Genomic DNA, 19,193 nt, shown 5'->3' with positions numbered 1-19,193 from the left:
TTTGGCGCCGAATTCGTCAAGACTATCGTTAACCCTTGTGATCACTTGCATACGCGAACCGGCGCATCACCCGGGAAGATCCAAACGGCTATTGCCAAACTCGTTGTCACAAATATAATGAAAACAACTTTCATTTTTTTGCGACGCCACCAGCGCGTCGGCCGGCACGTCACGAGGTCCACATGAACATGCAAACAGAGGGCGGCGTCTCCGCAGTCAATCGCGCCCTGACCGTCCTGCTCGCCTTCGGCAACGCCCCCAATGGGCTGATGCTGGCGCAGGTGAGCGAAGCCACCGGGCTGAACATGAGCACGCTGCTGCGCATGTTCGAATCGCTGGAGCAGTTCCGCTTCATCAAGCGGCTGCCGGATGGGCGCTACGTGCTGGGGCCCGCCAACTTTCACCTGGGCATGACGTATCGCGAGTCGTTCCAGCTGCGCGAGCACGCCGCGCCGATCCTCGCCCGACTGTCGGAGGAGACCGGCGAAACCGCTGCGTTCTACGTGCGCGAAGGCGACCAGCGCGTCTGCCTGTTCCGCTTCCATGCCGAGCGCTCGGTGCGGACCAATCTGCGTGAAGGTGATCGTTTCCCGCTCGATGTGGGTGCCGCAGGGCACGTGCTGCTGGCGTTTTCCGGCACACGCAGCGCGGAGCACGAGAAGGTCGTGGAGCAGGGGTACGCCGTCTCCATTGCAGAGCGCGATGCGGAAAGCGCGGCGATTGCCTGCCCGGTGTTTGGCGTGGGCCGTGTGCTCAGCGGCACGATCTCGCTGGGCATCCCGCGCTATCGCTTCAATAAGAAAGTGCAGAACGACTACCTGCCGCGCGTGCTGGATGCCGCCGCCGAGCTGACACACGCGCTGGGCGGAGACCTCCCGTCTTCCGGCGCTGCCACCACCCAGGCCGACCCGCTCGGCGCACTACAGGCGTAGCGCAGGCGCCCAGGCGCGCCACACCAGTTACCCATCCCGGAGACACCGATGTCCGTTGAACACATGCCACCCCAGGCGGGGAAGGCCCCCTTTCGCGCGCCGACTGGCCCGATCCACATGAAGCAGTTCGATGCCGATGCGCGCGGGCCACTGGCCGGCGTGCGCGTGATCGATCTGTCGCGCTTGATGGCGGGCAACATGCTGAGCGTGCAACTCGCCGATTTCGGCGCCGACGTGATCAAGGTCGAAGGCGAGCACGGCGATACGCTGCGCGCGGTGGGCGCCGGCGGCATCAGCACCAACTGGAAAGTCTACGGGCGCAACAAGCGCAGCGTGTGTGTGGATCTGCGCTCGCCGGAAGGCATCGATATCGTGCACAGGCTCGTGCGCGAGGCCGACGTGTTCATCGAGAGCTTCAAACCCGGCGTTGCCGAGCAGATGGGGCTCGGCCCCGAGGTGCTGCTGGCGCTGCGCCCGCAGCTGGTGATCGCGCGTATCTCCGGCTGGGGCCAGAGCGGCCCGTACCGGCACAAACCCGGCTTCGGCACGCTGGCCGAAGGCTATGCGGGGTTCGCCGCCATCAATGGTTTTGCCGATCGCGAACCGGTGCTGCCGCCGATGTTCCTAGGCGACATGACGGCCGGCCTGTCCGGCGCGATTGCCGTGCTGGTGGCACTGCGCGCACGCGACGCCGAGGGCGCGATGGGCCAAGTGATCGACGTGTCGCTGTTCGAACCGCTGTTCTCCATTCTCGGGCCGGCCGCCGCCAACTACGCGCTCACTGGCAAGGTCAAGCCGCGCACCGGCAGCCGCTCGACCAACACCGCGCCGCGCAATACGTACCGCACCCGCGACGGCAAATGGCTGTGCATGTCGAGCTCTACGCAGGGGATGGCCGAGCGCCTGTTCCGCGCCATCGGGCGTGCCGACCTGATCGACGACCCGCGCTATCGCACCAACGTGCAACGCGTGCAGCACGCGGAAGAACTGGATGCCATCGTGGGCACCTTCATTGCCGAGCGCGATCTGGACAGCAACCTCGCCTTCTTCGAGGCGGCGGGCGTCACGGTTGGGCCGATCCACGATATCGCGCAGATCGTGCACGACCACTACGTGATCGAGCGCGAAGCCCTGGTCGAACTGCCGGACGACGACGCGGGCAGCCTGCCCATGCACAACATCGCGCCGCGGCTGTCCGGCACGCCGGGCGTGTTTCGCCGGCCGGCACCCGCACTCGGCGAGAACAACCGCGAGATCCTGCTGCCGCTGCTGGGCGAGGATGACTACGCCCGCCTCACGGCGCAGGGCGTGATCCTGCCACGCTAGCCAACAGCACCGCCAGAACACAAATCAAAAACGAGGAGACTGCATGAACCCGCGCTGGACCCACCGGCCGCCCGGTTCCAATTGGGGCGACTTCGGCATCGATGATCAACGAGGCAGACTGAACTGGCTGACACCGGATCGCGTCTTGCGCGCCGTCGCAGAGGTGCGCGAAGGCGTGGTGTTTTCGCTCAGCCTGCCACTGGACGTGCCGCGCGGCGGCGGACTCAACGCGCGGAGACAACCGCCGACAATCAGCCCCGCACTGCTGCAGGGCAAGCCGTACTTCGGTTATCGCGCCGAGGAAGCGGCGCGCAACGCAACGGATGTCGTCTGCGACGATGCCTTCTGCATGCACTCGCAGTTCTCCACGCAGTGGGATGCGCTGTCGCACGTAGGCTCGCTATTCGATGCGGACGGTGATGGCAACGCAGAAGCCGTGTTCTACAACGGCTACCGCATGGGCGAACACGTGCGCGTGCCGCAAGCCGGCGCATCGACAGGCGGGGCGCACGCGCTGGGCATTGAAGTCATGGCCCAGACCGGCGTGCAGGGGCGGGGCGTGCTGATCGACCTACGGCACCACTTTGGCGATGCCCGCCGCAAGATCGGCTACGACGATTGGATGGCCGTGCTGCGCGCCGACGCTATCGTTGTCGAGCGCGGCGACATCGTCTGCATCCACACCGGCTTTGCCGATCGCTTGCTGCAAGCCGATGCCGCCGGCGAACGCGCCGTGCCCGATGTCTGCTGCGTGCTCGACGGCAACGACGCGCGGCTGCGGAACTGGATCGACGCCTCGGGCCTGGCCGCACTGGTCGCCGACAACCACGCGGTGGAAGAACGCCCGCAGCAGCTTGCCGACCGCACCAGCCCCGGCGCGATGATGCCGCTGCATGAGCTGTGCCTGTTCAAGCTGGGCATCCACCTGGGCGAGCTGTGGCACCTGACGCCGCTGGCGCAGTGGCTGCGCGCACATCAACGCAACCGTTTCCTGCTGACCGCGCCGCCGCTGCATGTGCGCGGGCTGGTGGGGTCGCCGGTCAATCCGGTCGCAACGGTCTGAACCCTGCAGGAGACACCTCATGTCTGCAACCTATGCGCAGTCGATCGCTGCGCGCATCGACCGCCTGCCGGCCACCGGCACCATCTGGCGCCTGGTGCTGCTGCTGAGCGTCGGCGGCTTCTTCGAGGTCTATGACCTCTTCCAGATGACCTACCTGCCGCCTGGGCTGATCCGGGACGGCATCTTTCACGCGGGCGCCCACGGCACATTCGGGATGTCGGATCAGGGGGCACTGGGCGCGGCCACATTTGCCGGCCTCTTCATCGGCGAGATGTTCGTCTCGCGCCTGGCCGACCGCATCGGGCGGCGCACCGTGTTTACGGGCGCGCTGCTGCTGTACACCGCAGCCAGCGTGGCGATGTGCTTCCAGAACACGGCGCTCGGCATCCACCTCTGCCGCTTCGTAGCCAGTTGCGGCGCGGGCGCGGAGTTGATCACGATCGGCGCGTTCCTGACCGAGCTGGTGCCCAAGGACATGCGCGGGCGGGCCTTCGCGGTGTGCTTCGGCATCAGCTACCTGGCCATGCCTGTGCTCGCGCTGGCGTCCTGGCTATGGATTCCGCAATCGCCGCTGGGCATCTCGGGTTGGCGCTGGGTGGTCGCAGCGGGCGGCAGCGGTGCCATCGTCGCCTGGTGGCTGCAGCACCGCCTGCCGGAGTCGCCGCACTGGCTAGCCATGCGCGGACGCAGCCGGGAAGCCGAAGCCATCGTCCAGCAGATCGAGGATCGTGTTGAGCACGAATCCGGCCGCCCCTTGCCGCCCGTCCGGACACAGGCCGCCCAGGCACCGGGCAGCGCACCTGCCGCGCAATCGATGTGGGATCAGCGCTACCGTGGCCGCACGATCATGCTGATCACCTTCAATGCGTTCTTGAGCATCGGCTTCTTCGGCTTCAGCCAATGGCTGCCGACGCTGCTGGCGGCACAGGGCGCGTCCATCTCCAAGAGCCTCTGGTATGCGTTCGTGATTGCCTTCGCGTATCCGGTGTCGCCCTTCATCGGCGGGCTGCTGGCAGACCGCATCGAGCGCAAATGGCTGATCGTTGCAACGGCCATCGGCGTGGTCGTGTTCGGCACGGGGTTCGCCCTGTCAGGGCAGGCGCCGCTGGCGATCCTCTTTGGCGTGCTCATCACCCTGTGCAACACCGTGATGGCCAGCAACGCCACCGCCTATCAGGCCGAAGTGTTTCCGACGCAGATCCGCAGCCGCGCGCTGGGGTTCGTGCACGCATTCGGGCGGCTGACGGGCATTGCCAGCAGTTTCATCATCGCCGTGCTGCTTGAGCGCGCGGGCGCACCTGCGGTGTTCGTGCTGATCAGCGCGAGCATGCTGATCGTGATGCTGTCGATCGGGATCTTCGGGCCCCGCACGAACAACCGCTCGCTCGACGAGATTGCCGGCGCGGAAGAACCGCGCGCAAACGACGCGGCACCAGCCTTCAGCACGCTGCCGGCAGGCCGGTCCTGACACACCACGGCACACTTACACTTCCCGCTGGGGCGGCGGAACCGTGCCGCCAGCCCCATGTCTGATTCGTCCCGTCCCCAGGAGTCACACCGATGTCTGCCGAGCAACCGCTGGTCTTGTCGCCCCAATCCACCGCGCTGGTACTGATCGACCTGCAACGCGGCATCCTGCCGTTTGCGCAGGGGCCGCATTCGCCGGAACAGGTGCTGGGAGCCTCCGCCCGTCTGGCCAAGCGCTTTCGCGAACTGGGCGCGCCCGTGGTGCTGGTGCGCGTGGGCTGGGCGCCGGACTATGCCGATGCCCCGCGCCAGCCCGTCGACCGCCCGGCACCCACCGTGCCGGGTGGCCTGCCGCCGCAATGGTGGGAGCAGCCCGCCGAACTGGAAGTCGCGCCCACCGACATCCAGATCACCAAGCGCCAGTGGGGCGCGTTTTACGGCACCGAGCTGGACTTGCAACTGCGCCGACGCGGCATCACCACGATCGTGCTGGGCGGTATCTCGACACATGTGGGGGTGGAATCGACCGCGCGCGCCGCATGGGAACACGGCTACGCGCTGGTGCTGGCCGAAGATGCGATGAGCTCGAACGATGCCGCGCTGCATCGCTCTTCCGTGGAAAACGTCTTCCCGCGCCTGGGCCGCGTGCGCAGCACGGACACCATCCTCGCGGCGCTGACGGCCTGAGCGTTCAGGCGCCATCCTCCATCGGCACGTACAGCACCATGCGCAGGCGCGGGTCTTCCATCACCGGCAGGCCGATGTAGTCGTAGCGGACGACCTTGCCGCCGGGCGTGCGAATCAGCTTGTGCTCGGCACGCTGGGCACGCACCTCGTGCTGGCGCCACCAAGTGTCGAACTCGCGGCTCTCGGTGCGCAGGCGGTCGACCAGCGCCGCGAGCACGGGGTCGTCCGCATGCGGGTCGTACACCGCACGGAACTTCGCCAGCATGCGGCGCGCCTCGGTCTCCCACTCGACAAAACGCTCGCGCGCGTTGTCGTACAGGAACATGTAGACCAGCGAGTTGCGGTCTTCCGGCGGCATCGTGCCGAAATCCATGAAGAGCTGCGTGGTGGCCTCGTTCCAGCACAGCAGCTCGGTGCGGTAACTGCGCACGTGGGCGGGCAGGACCATGCCGGCAACGGCCCGGCGCAAGACATCGGGCACCGCTTCCGCCTGTGCGTGCCCGACCGTCCCAACCCCGGGCCCCGTGAAAGCCGCTTCGGCACGCGCCAGCCCACGCATGTGCGCACGCTCATCGGGCGACAGCCTCAACGCCCGGCTGATCGCCTCGATGGTCGCCACCGAGGGCCGCACGTCGCGCCCCTGCTCGATGCGCACATACCAGTCGATGCTGATGTTGGCGAGCTGCGCGACTTCTTCCCGGCGCAGGCCAGCGGTACGGCGGCGCCCGCTGCCCTCGGGCAGCCCCACATCCTGCGGGCGCAGGTGGCTGCGACGGCTGCGCAGGAACTCGCCCAGCTCGCTACGGGGCGCGGCGGGGATGGGGGCCAGATCAGCAGTGAAATCGTCCATGGCGACATTACATACGACGGCACGTATCGATGGGAGGGACAGCGCAATCCTAGGTTAATCCTAGCTCTGAATCGAATCGGCACCGGCGCCTACGCTGCGTCCATCCCTCTTTCCGGAGCCGATCGTGACCCACGTTTCTTCTGCGTCTTCCTCGCTGGAACCCCGCCGCTGGCTGGCCTTTGGTGTGATGGTGGCAGCGCAATTCATGTTCATCGTCGATGCGTTCATCGCCAATGTGGCGATCCCGAGCATCCGCACGAGCCTGCATGCCACGCCCGCGCAACTGGAGGCCGTGCTGGCCGTCTACCAGCTTGGCTACGCGATCCTGCTCATCACCGGCGGCCGACTGGGCGACCTGTTCGGGCGCCGTCGCGTGTTCCTGCTGGGGCTCATCGCCTTTACCGCCACCTCGGCCGGCTGCGGGCTGGCGGGCAGCGCGGCGGCGCTCATCGCGTGGCGCTTTGCGCAAGGCCTCTCCGCCGCGATGATGGTGCCGCAGGTGCTCGCCAGCGTGCAGGCGCTCTTTGCCGGCGCCGAGCGCGACCGCGCGCTGTCGATCTTCGGGCTGGTGATGGGCACCGGCGGCGCGGCCGGGCTGCTGGTGGGCGGCGCACTCACCAGCGCAGACATCGCCGGGCTGGGCTGGCGCACGGCCTTCCTGATCAACGTGCCGGTGGGGCTGACTGCCGCGCTGCTGGGCTGGCGCTGGATTCCGCGCCCAGCCGCTGGGGCTGCGAAGATCCACCTCGACACCGCCGGCGTAGCGTGGATGGCCATCAGCGTGGCGGCCGTGCTCGTGCCGCTGCTGTTCGGCCGCGAACTGCATTGGCCAATGTGGAGCCTGGCGTTGCTGATCGTGGGCCTGCTCGGCATGGCAACGTTCCAGCAGCTTGAGGCCCGCGTCGACCGTGCGGGCGGCACGCCGTTGCTGCCGCCAGCGCTGCTGCAACATCGTGCCTTCATGACGGGCCTGACGGCGTCTGGGCTGCATTACATCAGCATGATGGCGTTCTTCCTGGTGCTGACGTTGTATCTGCAGAACGGGCGGCAACTGTCAGCGTTGCGCATGGGCGTTGTCATTCTGCCGCTGGCGCTTGCGTTTCTCATCACGTCGCGTGTGGCCAATGCGCTGGTGCGGCGCTATGGCATCCGTTCGCTGCTGGGCGGTCTCGGCTTGATGGCGGCGGGTCTGCTGACGCTGCTGTCGGGCTTCGGCACGACGTGGGCGCACCCGATCGCGCCCAGCATGACACGCATCAGCCTCGCCCTGGCCCTGCACGGCGCGGGGCAGGGGCTGGTCATCGTGCCGCTGATCGGCCTGGTGCTGACCGGCGTACCGCGTGCGCAGGCCGGCGCTGCAGCGGGGCTGTTGATCACGGCGCAGCAACTGGCGGGAGCGCTGGGCGTGGCGTGTATCGGTGGGCTGTACTTCACCTTTGCCGCCGATGGCAGTGCAACGGGCATGACGCACGGCACGGTGGCCGGATGCATCGCGATGCTGGTGGCGCTGGGCGCCGCGGCAACTGGCTTCATGCGCCTGGGTGCAAGGCAACGGCAACTGGCGGCGGCTGGTGTAGCAAGCCCGGCCTGAGTTCTCGCCATTCGATACTGCATTCCATACCAAGGAGAGCGACACAAGCGCGCCGCAGTGCATTGATCGGCCCAGGCGGGCGTCCCACACTGCCGCGCGATGCGCTTTGCATCGTCCGCATTCCGTTCCCGCATGGCCACCGTTTCTCCGCTTCGCACCGCATCGTCGGCAGCGCCCGCCGCATCGGCTTCCATCTCCCTGGCCCGTCGCCTTGTTGCGGAGGGGCTTGGCACGGCGTTGCTGATTGCCGTGGTGATCGGCACAGGCATCCACGCAAATCGCCTCTCCGGCGGCGACGCCACGTGGACACTGCTGGCGCAATCGCTGGCAGGCGGGGCAGGGCTGTGCGCGTTGCTGACGGCGTTCGGGCCGATATCGGGCGCACACCTGAACCCGGCGGTCACGCTGTCGGCGCTGGTGCAGGGGCGCCTGCAATGGCGCGAAGCGCTGGCCTATGGCGTCGCCCAGGCACTGGGGGCGGTGCTCGGCGTGATGGCAGCGCATGCGATGTACGGCATGCCGGCGCTGGCAGCAGGCACCCACGTGGCAACCGGCCCCGCGCTGTGGTGGAGCGAGGCCTTGGCAACGTTTGGGTTGATGGGGGTGGGCATCGCCTGCGGCCGTCACGCACCAAAGCAGTTGCCGCTGGTGGTCGCCACCTACATCGCCGCCGGGTATTGGTTCACGGCATCGTCTTCGCTGGCCAATCCGGCACTCGCACTGGCCTGCGCGCTGACCGATGGCCCCTCGGGCATCCGCCCCGGTGATGTGCCTGGCTACATGCTGGCGCAACTGGTCGGTGCACTGGTAGCGACGCCGCTGTTTGGTTGGCTGATGGACGCCCGCGCCGCAGAAGCATCGTCCGCCACCGCAACGCCGGCAAAACCACTGCCGCTGTCGGCCCGCCGCCGCACCGTCTGACGCGCCGCGCTCAGTGGAGCTGGGATAGCCCGTTCGTTCGGGCAAACTGGAAAAGATCGATCTCGCGCGCCAAGCCCAGCTTGCGCAGCGCGGCCGTCTTCTGGGTGCTGACGGTCTTGACGCTCGAACCGAGTTTGCGCGCAATCTCCGACACGGCCATGCCGTCGGCATACAGGCGCACAACCTCACGCTCGCGCGCGCTCAGGGTCTCAAAAACGTTGCGCACGTTGGGATTGAGACCACTCTCTTCCAGGATGCTGGGGCTGTAGTAGTGCACACCACGCGCGGCCGCGGCGATGGCGTGGCCGACATAGACCAGGTCATCGCTCTTGCTCACGATGGCAGCCACGCCCTGCTGCCGCATGCTGCGCAGCAGAGCCGGATTGTGGAGCATGGTACAGACCACGATCGCCCGCTTTGGATGCTGCTTGCGCAGACGTGCGAGCAGCGACATGCCGTCGAATGCCGGGTCCCCATTCATGCGGTAGTCCGTGACGATGACATCGCAATCGATATGTTCAAGCACCTGCAGCAACTCATGCCCATCATGCGCCTGCGCAACAATGCGCTGCTGCGGAAACTGCGCGATGGCGGCCGTCAGCCCCATCAGGATCACCGGATGATCGTCTGCCGCCACGATCGATAGGAATGGGGACATAGTGTGCGATCAGGTAAGCGCAGGCTGCGCGGACGCCTGGAGGCGTCGTGGCCCATCGTCGATCAGGGCGCGGCATTGACGCGGCGAAGCGAAGCAGAAGCGAGCGATCTGCAAGCGCAAGCGCGGTAGAGGGGAGGCAATCGGAGCCGTCATGGGTGTGGAGAGCCGACAAAGAGTGCCGGTAACCATACCCACGCGTGATGCCCAATGGGATCAGACTTTTCTTACTTTGGCCGCCCCGTAACCTTTCGGGGCAGAAGCCGTTTCAATCAGGGCTGCACGAAACTGAATCAGGCCGCTGCCTGCACATGCGCCAGGAAGGCCGTGGTCGACAAGGGCGCCGCCCACAGATAGCCCTGTCCCGTCGCACAGCCCAGTGTGCGCAGGGTCTGGCGCTGCGCATTGGTTTCCACCCCTTCCGCGATGCACTCCAGGTGCAGCGTGCGCGCCAGCTCGATCATGGTGCGGCAGATCACGCCGCGCTGGCTGGTCTGGTTGACGGCAGCCGTGAACGAGCGGTCGATCTTGAGGATGGTAAAGGGCAGGTCTGCCAGCAGCTTGAGGGTGGCAATGCCCACGCCAAAATCGTCGATGGCCAGCGGATGGCCAAGCAGGCGCAGGCGGTTGAGTGCGATGATCAGTTGCGTGGCATCCGGCACCGGTGAATCTTCGGTGAGTTCCAGGCTGATGGAGGCCGGTGCAATGCGGGCCTCCCGCACGATGGATTCGACCCGCTCGATGGTGCCAGGGCGGCTGAGCGTTTGCGCAGAGGCATTCACGCCGATCGGCACCGGATGCGCGTGCGCGGCCAGCGCGTGCTGCACACGCACGCAGTGCTCCAGCACGTGGAAGAACAGGCCATCGGCCAGCCCCAGTGCCTCCAGGCGCGGCACAAATGCGGCAGGCGACACGCGCCCATGCACCGGATGGATCCACCGGCACAGCGCCTCGGCGCCGACAATCTGATCGCTGGCGAGATCATGCTGCGGTTGCAAGACCACGTCGATCTGCTCGGGTGTCTCGTTGATCAGGGCGGCAAGCTCGTCGTCGGAAAATTGCGGCGTGCCAAGCGGCGCGGCGGGAGCGGGATTGCGTTCGCGCGCGGCGGCGTCTTCCAGCAACGGCAGTACGTGCGCGGGGCGCAGCGGCTTCTGCACGCCGTGCGTGTGGGTCAGGCCAACGGCATCGGCCAGGCTCACGTGCGACTCGACGATGGGTGCATCCATGGCGCTGACCCACGCCCATACGGGCGCCTGCCGGGGGAACACCTTGCCGCCGCGTAGCAGCAGCTGTTCCATCAGTTGGGGGCCGTTCATGCCAGGCATGTCGATATCGCACAGGACAAGGTCGACATGGCAGAGCTGGAGCAGGTAAAGCGCCTCGCGGCCGTCGCAGGCGGTCAGGATCTGCTGCACGCCCAGCGTATGGAGCAGCTGCCTTGCGGCGGCGCGTTGCACGGGGTGGTCGTCCACCACCAGCACGGCGAGTTGTGCGAAACCTTCCATCGACCAGTCCTTCTTGTTGTAGGTATGAGGCGGAGGGCGCATCCCGTTTTGCGCCGTGCTGCATCCGCTGCGTGCCGTCATTGAAGCACTGCGCGCGCCCCTTGTCAGGCGGCGACGCCAGAAAAACAAAGCCCGCGCAGCTTTTCAACTGCGCGGGCCTTGAGCGATTCCCCCAACCTTTTGAGCTTCCGACATCCGGTGTCGACGGTGTCGGGATGTCAGAAATCGTGCCTTAAAAAAATGAAGCCCGCAACAGGGGCGGGCTCAAAAGGGGGGGAGTGCTCTCTAAAGAGAGAGCAAGGTGAAGTTTAGTGGAGGGGCCCCCATCGGACTGTCCGGATGACGCCGAATCGCTTGTAGGACAAAAACTGACGCGGTTTCGCGATGTTAAAAGCACAAAGCGCGTGGTTACGCACAAATTCGAGACACTAGCGTGATTCAAACGACGCTTTCAATGGCGCTCTCCGACACACGGCCCTTGGGCTGGAATGGCGGCTTAAAGCAGGCGATTGAAAAAAGTGCTCGTTGCGATCGGGCAACGCCCAGAGATTTGGGACCAGGAAAACAGCGTAGCCGGAATCGGCCAGGAGGCAAGGCGGCCGCGAAGAACAGCAATCGGACGCGCCAAAGAAAAAAGCCCGAGCACCAGGTGCTCGGGCCACAATCCACCAAGGAGGGTGGAGGAGACAGTTCCTACTATAGCGAATGATTTGCTGCGTTGCAATAACGTAGAACTACTTAATGCAGCAAAGCGGCCACAAGCGTTGCGAGGGCGCCACGGGTGGCGAAAACGATTGCACCCGCCAGAAGATGACGCGGCGCAACAAATGACGCGGCGCGCCGTGAGAATTCAGTCTTCCCACAGCGCGCCGCCAACAGTTTCTAGTTCAAGCCAGAAAGTATCCGCTCACTCAGAGCGTATCGATTAAAACGCCGGCAGGATCGCGCCCTTGAACTGCGTATCGATGAACTTGCGCACCTCTTCCGACTGGTAGGCGTGCACCAGCGTCTTCACCCACGGCTGGTTCTTGTCTTTCTCACGCACGGCGATCAGGTTGGCGTACGGGCCCTGGCGGTCTTCCAGCGCAATCGCGTCCTTGGTGGGCGACAGGTTGTTCTTGACCGCGTAGTCGGTGTTGATGGAAGCGGCGTCCAGGTCATCCAGGGAGCGCGGCAGCTGGGCCGAATCCAGCTCGATCAGTTTGATCTTCTTCGGGTTCTCGACCACGTCGCGCGGGGTGGCGTTGTTGCCGTTGGTGCCCGCACCAGCTTTCAGCTTGATCACGCCAGACTTCTGCAGCAGCAGCAGGGCACGGTTGCCGTTGGACGGGTCGTTCTGGATACCGACCTTGGCGCCTTCCTTGAGCTCGGCAAACGACTTGATCTTCTTCGAGTAGAAGCCCATCGGCGCCACGTAGGTCAGGCCCACGTTGACGATCTTGTAGTGGCGCGCCTGGATCTGGCTGTCGAGGAAGGGCTGGTGCTGGAAGCCGTTGGCATCCAGGTCACCTGCGTCGAGCGCGGGGTTGGGTTGGGCGTAGTCGTTGAACTCGATGATCTTGACGTCCAGGCCGTCCTTTTTGGCGACCTTCTGCACGACTTCCCAGATTTGCGCATCGGGGCCGCTCATGGTGCCGAGCTTGACCTGCTTGGTGTCGGCGTTGGCTGCAGCAGACAGGGTGGCAGCAGCGGCAAACGCAATGGCCGGTACGGCCACACGCGCAAGGCGGGAGAACAGAGACATAGAGAAACCTCGTCGATTTTGTCGTGGATACGTGAACGAAAGCCGCCCGCGGGTAGCGGGCGGTGTGTAACGTGATCCTGTCATAGAGACGCCGACAGCCGAACGATATTTTCGGTATGTCGATATGCCGAGCAACGGTGCAAAGCCAAGCACCATGCCGGTTTGCGGTAGGCGGTGATGTTGCGGTTGGCCTACTCGGTCTCGTCCACTTCCACGGGCGGCGGCTCAGCGGCGGGCAGGGCGACGACGAAGCACGCACCGCCATCCGCGGGCTTCTCGACCCAGATGCGGCCGTTGTGCGCGCTGACGATCGCCTCGCACACCGCCAGGCCCAGGCCGACGCCGGTGGTGGCCGATTCCTTCTCGCCGCGCGTGAACTTCTCGAAGATGATCCGCTCACTGCCAGCCGGCACGCCGGGGCCGTGGTCACGCACCTGCAGGCGCAGTTCCTGGCCGCGCTTGTCGTCGTGCACGATCGCCGCGGAGATACGCACCTCGGTGCCGGCCGGCGCAAACTTGCCAGCGTTCTCCAGCAGGTTGGACAGCACGCGCTCCATGAGCGGGCCGTCGCAGCGCACCAGCGGCAGGTCTGCCATGTCGTCCACCACCACGCGGTGATCGGGCAGGGGAATGGTCTGCAGCGCCGCACCGACCAACTCTTCGATCGACTGCCACTCCTGCCGGAGCTTGACCTCGCGGTTCTGCAGGCGCGCCATGTCGAGCAGGTTCGTGACCATCGTGCGCATGCGCTGCGCCTGCTGGCCGATAGCGGCGGCGGCTTCCGCCTGCAGCGGCGAAAGCGGTGGCTGGTTCGGCTGCGGGCGCGTGAGCGTCTCGGCCATGCCCACCAGCCCGGTCAGCGGCGTGCGCAGGTCGTGCGACACCGCCGCCAGCAGTGAATTGCGCAGACGCTCCGATTCAATGCGCACCAGCGCATCCTGCGCGATCTCCACGTAGTGCACGCGCTCGATGGCAATGGCGATGAGCGTGGCGCAGGCGTCGATCTGGCGGCGGCTGTCGGGCTGGGCGAGCACCTGGAAGGCCTCGGGCTCCACAGCCAGCACACCGCGAATCGCCATCGGCGCTTTCAGCGGCAGGTACAGCACCGAGCCCGAGGGCAGCGTGTGGGTGCCGGTGCCTGCAGGCTGGCCATGCTGATACGTCCAATCGGCCAACACGCGGTCGAGGTTGGGCATGCCCGAGGGTGCCGAATTCTGCGCGGCATTGGACACCCCGGACATCGCAGCGGCGCCCTCTGGCTTGGCGATTTGCGGTGCGCCCAGCCGGCCATCCAGCCCGACGAAGAAGAACGCGCAGCGCCCACCAAACGTCGCGTTGACGAAGCGCCCGCCAATGCTGACGATCTGGTCCAGCGTGAGCGCGGCAGACAGCTCGCGAGCCGCCTCATACAGCGCACGCGCGGCGGCCTCGCGCTGCACGGCAGCTTCCGCCTGTTCACGCAGGCCCGCCGTGAGCTGCCCCACCAGCAAACCCACCGCCAACATCACAGCAAAGGTCAGCAGGTACTGCACGTCGCTCACCGCAAACGACCAGCGCGGCGGCACGAAAAAGAAGTCGAACAACGCCACCGACAGCACCGACGCCAGCGCCGCCGGCCCGCGCCCGTGGCGCATCGCCACCGCCACCACGGCAGCCAGGAACAGCATGACGATGTTGGCCAGGTCGAACACCGGGCGCACCAGGCTGGAGAGCGCGGTGGCAATCCCCACGTACACCCCCGCGGCCAGGTAACCCGGTGTCAGCCAACCGGGTTGGGCGTCGGCCGCACGCTCGACCTCGGTGCGCACATCCGCACGCCCGAACGCGGCTGCCTTGGGCGTGAGCTGGATGCGCGCCGGGTCCGCCGCCGCGCGAATCACATCCACCTCCGGGCAATGCCGCGCGAGCGCTTCCGCAAAGTCGCCGCTGGGCAGGCGGCGCTCCAGCCCGATGGCGAGGCGCAGCGCCACAACCACAGCACGCGGCGAGCGCCAGCGCTTCTCCGGCGGCCGCCCGATCACCGCCTTGGTGATGTTGTGGCGGCGGATGTAGCCCGTGATGGCCTCGATCGCGTTGGTGCCGGCCAGTGTTTCCACCTTGGCGCCGGCATCTTCGGCCAGCTTGAGCAGGGCGTGCAGGCGTTCTGCGCGGCCATCTGCAGCGCGCAGATGCGGCATCACCACCGCCACGGCGTGCCAGTCGCATTCGAGCTGGGCGGCCAGGCGCGCGGCGCTGCGGATCACCTGTTCGCCATCGCCCTGCGGGTCCAGGCACGCGACGATGGTCTCGCGGGTGCGCCAGACGTTTTCGATGCGGCGGGCGCGGCGGTAGGCCTGCACGTCGTCGTCCACGCGGTCGGCGGTGCGGCGCAGGGCCAACTCGCGCAGGGCGATGAGGTTGCCCTTGCGGAAGAAATTGCGCGCGGCGTGCTGCGCCTGCTCGGGCATGTAGACCTTGCCCTCGGCCAGGCGGCGCAGCAGTTCGTCAGCGGGCAGGTCGACGAGGATGACTTCATTGGCGCTGTCGAACACCGCGTCGGGCACGGTCTCCCATACGCGGATGCCGGTGATGCTGCCGACGGCCTCATTCAGGCTGTCGAGGTGCTGGACGTTGACGGTGGTCCAGACGTCGATGCCTGCAGCGAGCAGGTCTTCGATGTCTTGCCAACGCTTGGGGTGGCGGGAGCCGGCCACATTGGAGTGGGCAAGCTCGTCGACGAGGATGAGGGCGGGCTTGCGCGCCAGCGCGGCGTCGAGGTCGAACTCGGGGAGGGCGCGGCCCTTGTATTCGATCTGGCGGGTGGGGAGGTGTTCCAGGTCGGCGACCAGCGCGGCGGTTTCGGATCGGCCGTGGGTTTCGACCAGGCCGATGATGACGTCGATGCCTTGTGCACGTGCCGCCTTGGCTGCGGACAGCATGGCGTAGGTTTTGCCTACGCCTGCTGAGGCGCCGAAGTAGATGCGCAGCTTGCCGCGGGAGGCGTGCTCCTTGTCGGATTGGAGTTCGGCCAGGAGGGCGTCGGGGTTGGGGCGCTGGTCGGCTGTCATGCGGTTCATTTTGTAGGTTTGGGCCTTGGTGGTCCATCCCCTGTTTCATCCCCTGCCGGGGCTGACTCACTTTCTTTGTCTTGCCAAAGAAAGTAAGCAAAGAAAGGCGCGCCCGATGCGGCGAAAACCTCCTTGAATTTATGTCGCAAGGAGGGAGGGGAGGCAAACTCGCTTCGCTCAGACAAGCCTCCCCTCTTTTTCCTCCTTGCAACAGAAATTCAAGGCGCCGCATAGGGCAGGAACGTCAAACGACAAAAACCAAACCGTTGGTCCACTTGCGTTGCCGCTTGTGAACCAACGGTTTGGCCGTTCATGCCCTTGATGGCGCCTTGGATTTTTGTAAGCGGGCGGAAAAAAGGAGGACCGCTGTCTGAGGCCCTTTAGGGCCGAGTTTCGGTTCTCCTCCGACCGGTTACAAAAATCCAAGGGGAAGTCGCCATCTCGGGCGCGCCTTTCTTTGCTTACTTTCTTTGGCAAGACAAAGAAAGTGAGTCGGGCCCGGCAGGGCACGAAATAGGGGACGTACCATCGGCGCCCGACTCAAAAAACGCTCACTTCAAATCATCCAACGCCAGGTTGAGCTCCAGCACGTTGACGACCGGCTCCCCAAACAGCCCCAGGATCGGCCCCTTGGTGTTTTCAGCCACGACCTTCTTCACGGTATCGACCGGCATGTTGCGCGCCTTCGCCACACGCTCAACTTGGTACGCAGCAGCCGCCGGGCTGATATGCGGGTCCAGGCCGCTACCCGAAGCCGTTACCAGGTCGGCCGGAATCGGCGCCGTGTTCGTCGGGTCCGCTTCCTTGAGCGCCGCAATGCGCGCCTTGGCTGCATCCGTCAACGCCGGGTTGCTCGGGCCGAGGTTGGAGCCGCCCGAAGCCTGCGCGTTGTACGGGTTGGGCGAGGTGGCCGAGATGCGCCCCCAGAAATACTGCGGCGTATCAAAGTTCTGCCCGATCAGCGATGAGCCCACCGGTTTGCCATGACGCTCGATGATCGAGCCACCGGCCTGCGCCGGAAACAGCCCCTTGCCGATGCCCGTCACCACCACCGGATACAGCACGCCAGTGATGAGCGACAAGCCAACGAAGACCACCAGCGCCGCGCGCAGCAGCCCACCTTGTTGCGGCACGTCAGCCTGCACAGGTTGCGTTGTTGTGGTTGCCATGAATGCACTCCTTGCTTACACCCAGCCCATTGCGGCCAGGAACATGTCGATGATCTTGATGCCCGGGAAGGGCAGCAGCAGGCCGCCCAGGCCGTAGATCAAGAGGTTGCGGCGCAGCAGCGTGGCGGCCCCAAGCGCGCGGTACTTCACGCCCTTCAGTGCCAGCGGAATCAGGAACACGATGATCAGCGCGTTGAAGATCACCGCGCTCATCACGGCCGATGCGGGCGTTGCCAGATGCATGACGTTCAGCGCTGCGAGTTGCGGATACGTCGTCGCAAACGCCGCCGGGATGATGGCGAAGTACTTCGCCACATCGTTCGCGATCGAGAACGTGGTCAGCGAGCCGCGCGTCATCAGCATCTGCTTGCCGATCTCAACAATCTGGATCAGCTTGGTCGGGCTGGAATCCAGGTCGACCATGTTGCCGGCCTCCTTGGCAGCCTGCGTGCCACTGTTCATGGCGACGGCCACGTCGGCCTGCGCCAGGGCAGGGGCATCGTTGGTGCCGTCACCGGTCATGGCGACGAGGCGGCCTTGGGCTTGCTGCTCACGGATCAGCGCGAGCTTGGTCTCGGGCGTGGCCTCGGCGATGAAGTCGTCGACGCCCGCTTCGGCGGCGATGGACGCGGCGGTCAGGCGGTTGTCGCCGGTGATCATCACCGTCTTGATGCCCATCTGGCGCAGTTCGGCAAAGCGCTCGCGGATGCCGGCCTTGACGATGTCCTTCAGCTCCACCACGCCAAGCACGCGGTCGTTGTCGGACACCACCAGCGGCGTGCCGCCTGCGCGGGCCACGTCATCCACCGCAGTCGACACGGCTTCCGGAAACTTGCCGGCCAGCAGCGTGACGTGCGTACGGATGGCATCAGCCGCGCCCTTGCGGATCTGGCGCGCCTCGCCGTTGTGGCCCACGTTAATACCGCTCATGCGCGTTTGCGCAGAGAAGGCGACGTACACGGGCTGCGTCTTAGCCAGCGCTGCCTCGTCGATGGACGCCTCACCCAGATTGCGAGCGAGCGTGACGATGCTGCGGCCTTCCGGCGTTTCATCGGCCAGCGACGACAGCCATGCGGCTTCGGCCAGTGCCTTGGCACTCACGCCCGGCGCTGGAATGAAGCGCGACGCCTGACGGTTACCGTGCGTGATGGTGCCGGTCTTGTCGAGCAGCAGCACATCCACGTCACCAGCGGCTTCCACTGCGCGGCCCGACGTGGCGATCACGTTGGCTTGCATCATGCGGCTCATGCCTGCCACGCCAATGGCTGACAGCAGCCCGCCGATGGTGGTCGGGATCAGGCACACCAGCAGCGCCACGAGCACCGTAATCGTGATCGGCGAGCCCGCCTTCATGGCTTCCACCGAGAACAGCGAGTACGGCAGCAGCGTGACGGTCGCCAGCATCAGGATGATGGTCAGGCTCACCAGCAGAATCGTCAGCGCCAGCTCGTTGGGGGTCTTCTGGCGCTTGGCGCCTTCCACCATCGAGATCATCCGATCGAGGAAGCTCTCGCCCGGGTTGGCGGTGATGCGCACGACGATCCAGTCCGACAGCACGCGCGTGCCGCCCGTCACCGACGAGAAGTCACCACCCGACTCGCGGATGACCGGTGCGGATTCGCCCGTGATGGCGCTTTCATCCACCGAGGCCACGCCTTCGATCACCTCGCCGTCGCCGGGGACCATGTCGCCGGCTTCGATGAGGACGATGTCGTCGCGGCGCAGTGCGGTGGCGGCGCGGGCTTCCACGCGGTCACGGCGGCGCGCATCCGACAACACCTTCGCTTGCACCGTGGTCTTGATGCCGCGCAGCGATGCCGCCTGCTGCTTGCTGCGGCCCTCGGCCAGGGCTTCAGCAAAGTTGGCGAACAGTACCGTGAACCACAGCCACACCGACACGGCCAGGATGAAGCCCGCCGGGGCTTCGGCCTGACCGCGCAGGGCCATGATCCACAGGATGGTGGTGAGAATGCTGCCGACATAGACGACAAACATCACCGGGTTCTTGGCCTGCGCACGCGGCGACAGCTTGCGGAAGCTATCGACAATGGCCGGCTTGACCAACGCCGACGAGAACATCGACAGCTTGCGCACTTCCTTGGCCGACAGCGGTTGATGGCCGCCATGGTGCACAGCGGTGGTGGCAGCGGTACCGCCATCAAGCTTGTGCTTGACCGTACGCACGGCAGGTTCTGATTCTGGGTAACGGATAGCCATAAGGCACCTGTTGATA

The 19,193-nt window shown here is 65.8% G+C and carries 14 protein-coding genes; 7 read left to right on the top strand and 7 right to left on the bottom strand.

What is annotated here, in order from left to right:
- The first annotated feature begins 182 nt into the window (after positions 1–182).
- The 5 genes from F7R11_RS01920 to F7R11_RS01900 all read left to right on the top strand — a co-directional run bounded on the left by F7R11_RS01920 (position 183) and on the right by F7R11_RS01900 (position 5,475).
- The gene (locus F7R11_RS01920) at positions 183–932 is read left to right on the top strand and encodes an IclR family transcriptional regulator (RefSeq protein ID WP_064805880.1); all 750 of its coding nucleotides are present in this window, start codon (positions 183–185) and stop codon (positions 930–932) included.
- 48 nt (positions 933–980) lie between these two features.
- Positions 981–2,258, top strand: coding sequence for a CaiB/BaiF CoA transferase family protein (locus tag F7R11_RS01915; protein WP_064805878.1), 1,278 nt, complete (start codon positions 981–983; stop codon positions 2,256–2,258).
- A 43-nt stretch (positions 2,259–2,301) separates the two neighbouring features.
- Positions 2,302–3,321 (top strand): cyclase family protein, encoded by a 1,020-nt coding sequence (locus tag F7R11_RS01910; protein WP_064805876.1) that lies wholly within the window; start codon positions 2,302–2,304, stop codon positions 3,319–3,321.
- Between the two features lie 19 nt (positions 3,322–3,340).
- A complete protein-coding gene (locus F7R11_RS01905) occupies positions 3,341–4,789 on the top strand; it encodes an MFS transporter (RefSeq protein WP_064805874.1) in 1,449 nt (482 codons plus the stop codon).
- A gap of 92 nt (positions 4,790–4,881) precedes the next feature.
- Positions 4,882–5,475, top strand: coding sequence for a hydrolase (locus tag F7R11_RS01900; protein WP_064805872.1), 594 nt, complete (start codon positions 4,882–4,884; stop codon positions 5,473–5,475).
- Positions 5,476–5,479: 4 nt separating this feature from the next.
- Here the strand turns inward: F7R11_RS01900 and F7R11_RS01895 are convergent, their stop codons facing one another.
- Positions 5,480–6,325 (bottom strand): helix-turn-helix transcriptional regulator, encoded by an 846-nt coding sequence (locus tag F7R11_RS01895; RefSeq protein WP_064805870.1) that lies wholly within the window; start codon positions 6,323–6,325, stop codon positions 5,480–5,482.
- 124 nt (positions 6,326–6,449) lie between these two features.
- Here F7R11_RS01895 and F7R11_RS01890 point away from each other — a divergent pair, with 124 nt between their 5' ends.
- A complete protein-coding gene (locus F7R11_RS01890) occupies positions 6,450–7,916 on the top strand; it encodes an MFS transporter (RefSeq protein WP_064805868.1) in 1,467 nt (488 codons plus the stop codon).
- A 132-nt stretch (positions 7,917–8,048) separates the two neighbouring features.
- On the top strand, positions 8,049–8,837 hold the full coding sequence (locus F7R11_RS01885) for an aquaporin (RefSeq protein WP_082932891.1): 789 nt from the start codon (positions 8,049–8,051) through the stop codon (positions 8,835–8,837).
- A gap of 10 nt (positions 8,838–8,847) precedes the next feature.
- Here the strand turns inward: F7R11_RS01885 and F7R11_RS01880 are convergent, their stop codons facing one another.
- The 6 genes from F7R11_RS01880 to kdpB all read right to left on the bottom strand — a co-directional run bounded on the left by F7R11_RS01880 (position 8,848) and on the right by kdpB (position 19,177).
- Positions 8,848–9,495 carry a response regulator gene (locus F7R11_RS01880; RefSeq protein ID WP_021197065.1) on the bottom strand — a complete coding sequence of 216 codons (648 nt, stop codon included), beginning with the start codon at positions 9,493–9,495 and terminating at the stop codon, positions 8,848–8,850.
- A 290-nt stretch (positions 9,496–9,785) separates the two neighbouring features.
- Positions 9,786–11,000 (bottom strand): EAL domain-containing response regulator, encoded by a 1,215-nt coding sequence (locus tag F7R11_RS01875; RefSeq protein WP_031330048.1) that lies wholly within the window; start codon positions 10,998–11,000, stop codon positions 9,786–9,788.
- Between the two features lie 925 nt (positions 11,001–11,925).
- Complete coding sequence (locus tag F7R11_RS01870) at positions 11,926–12,744, bottom strand: MetQ/NlpA family ABC transporter substrate-binding protein (protein WP_021197068.1); 819 nt, start codon at positions 12,742–12,744, stop codon at positions 11,926–11,928.
- A gap of 191 nt (positions 12,745–12,935) precedes the next feature.
- Positions 12,936–15,791: a sensor histidine kinase gene (locus tag F7R11_RS01865; protein ID WP_064806503.1), complete on the bottom strand. Its 2,856-nt coding sequence runs from the start codon at positions 15,789–15,791 to the stop codon at positions 12,936–12,938.
- Positions 15,792–16,342: 551 nt separating this feature from the next.
- Entirely contained in the window at positions 16,343–16,960 is a 618-nt protein-coding gene (kdpC, locus tag F7R11_RS01860) for a potassium-transporting ATPase subunit KdpC (RefSeq protein ID WP_064805865.1), read from the bottom strand.
- Between the two features lie 15 nt (positions 16,961–16,975).
- Positions 16,976–19,177, bottom strand: a complete 2,202-nt coding sequence (kdpB, locus tag F7R11_RS01855) for a potassium-transporting ATPase subunit KdpB (protein ID WP_021197071.1) — start codon at positions 19,175–19,177, stop codon at positions 16,976–16,978.
- Between the last annotated feature and the right edge of the window lie 16 nt (positions 19,178–19,193).

This window comes from Ralstonia insidiosa, assembly GCF_008801405.1.
Classification (GTDB): Bacteria; Pseudomonadota; Gammaproteobacteria; order Burkholderiales; family Burkholderiaceae; genus Ralstonia; species Ralstonia insidiosa.
Note: the sequence above shows the minus strand (reverse complement) of the source record. Positions and strands in the feature narration are given on the sequence as shown.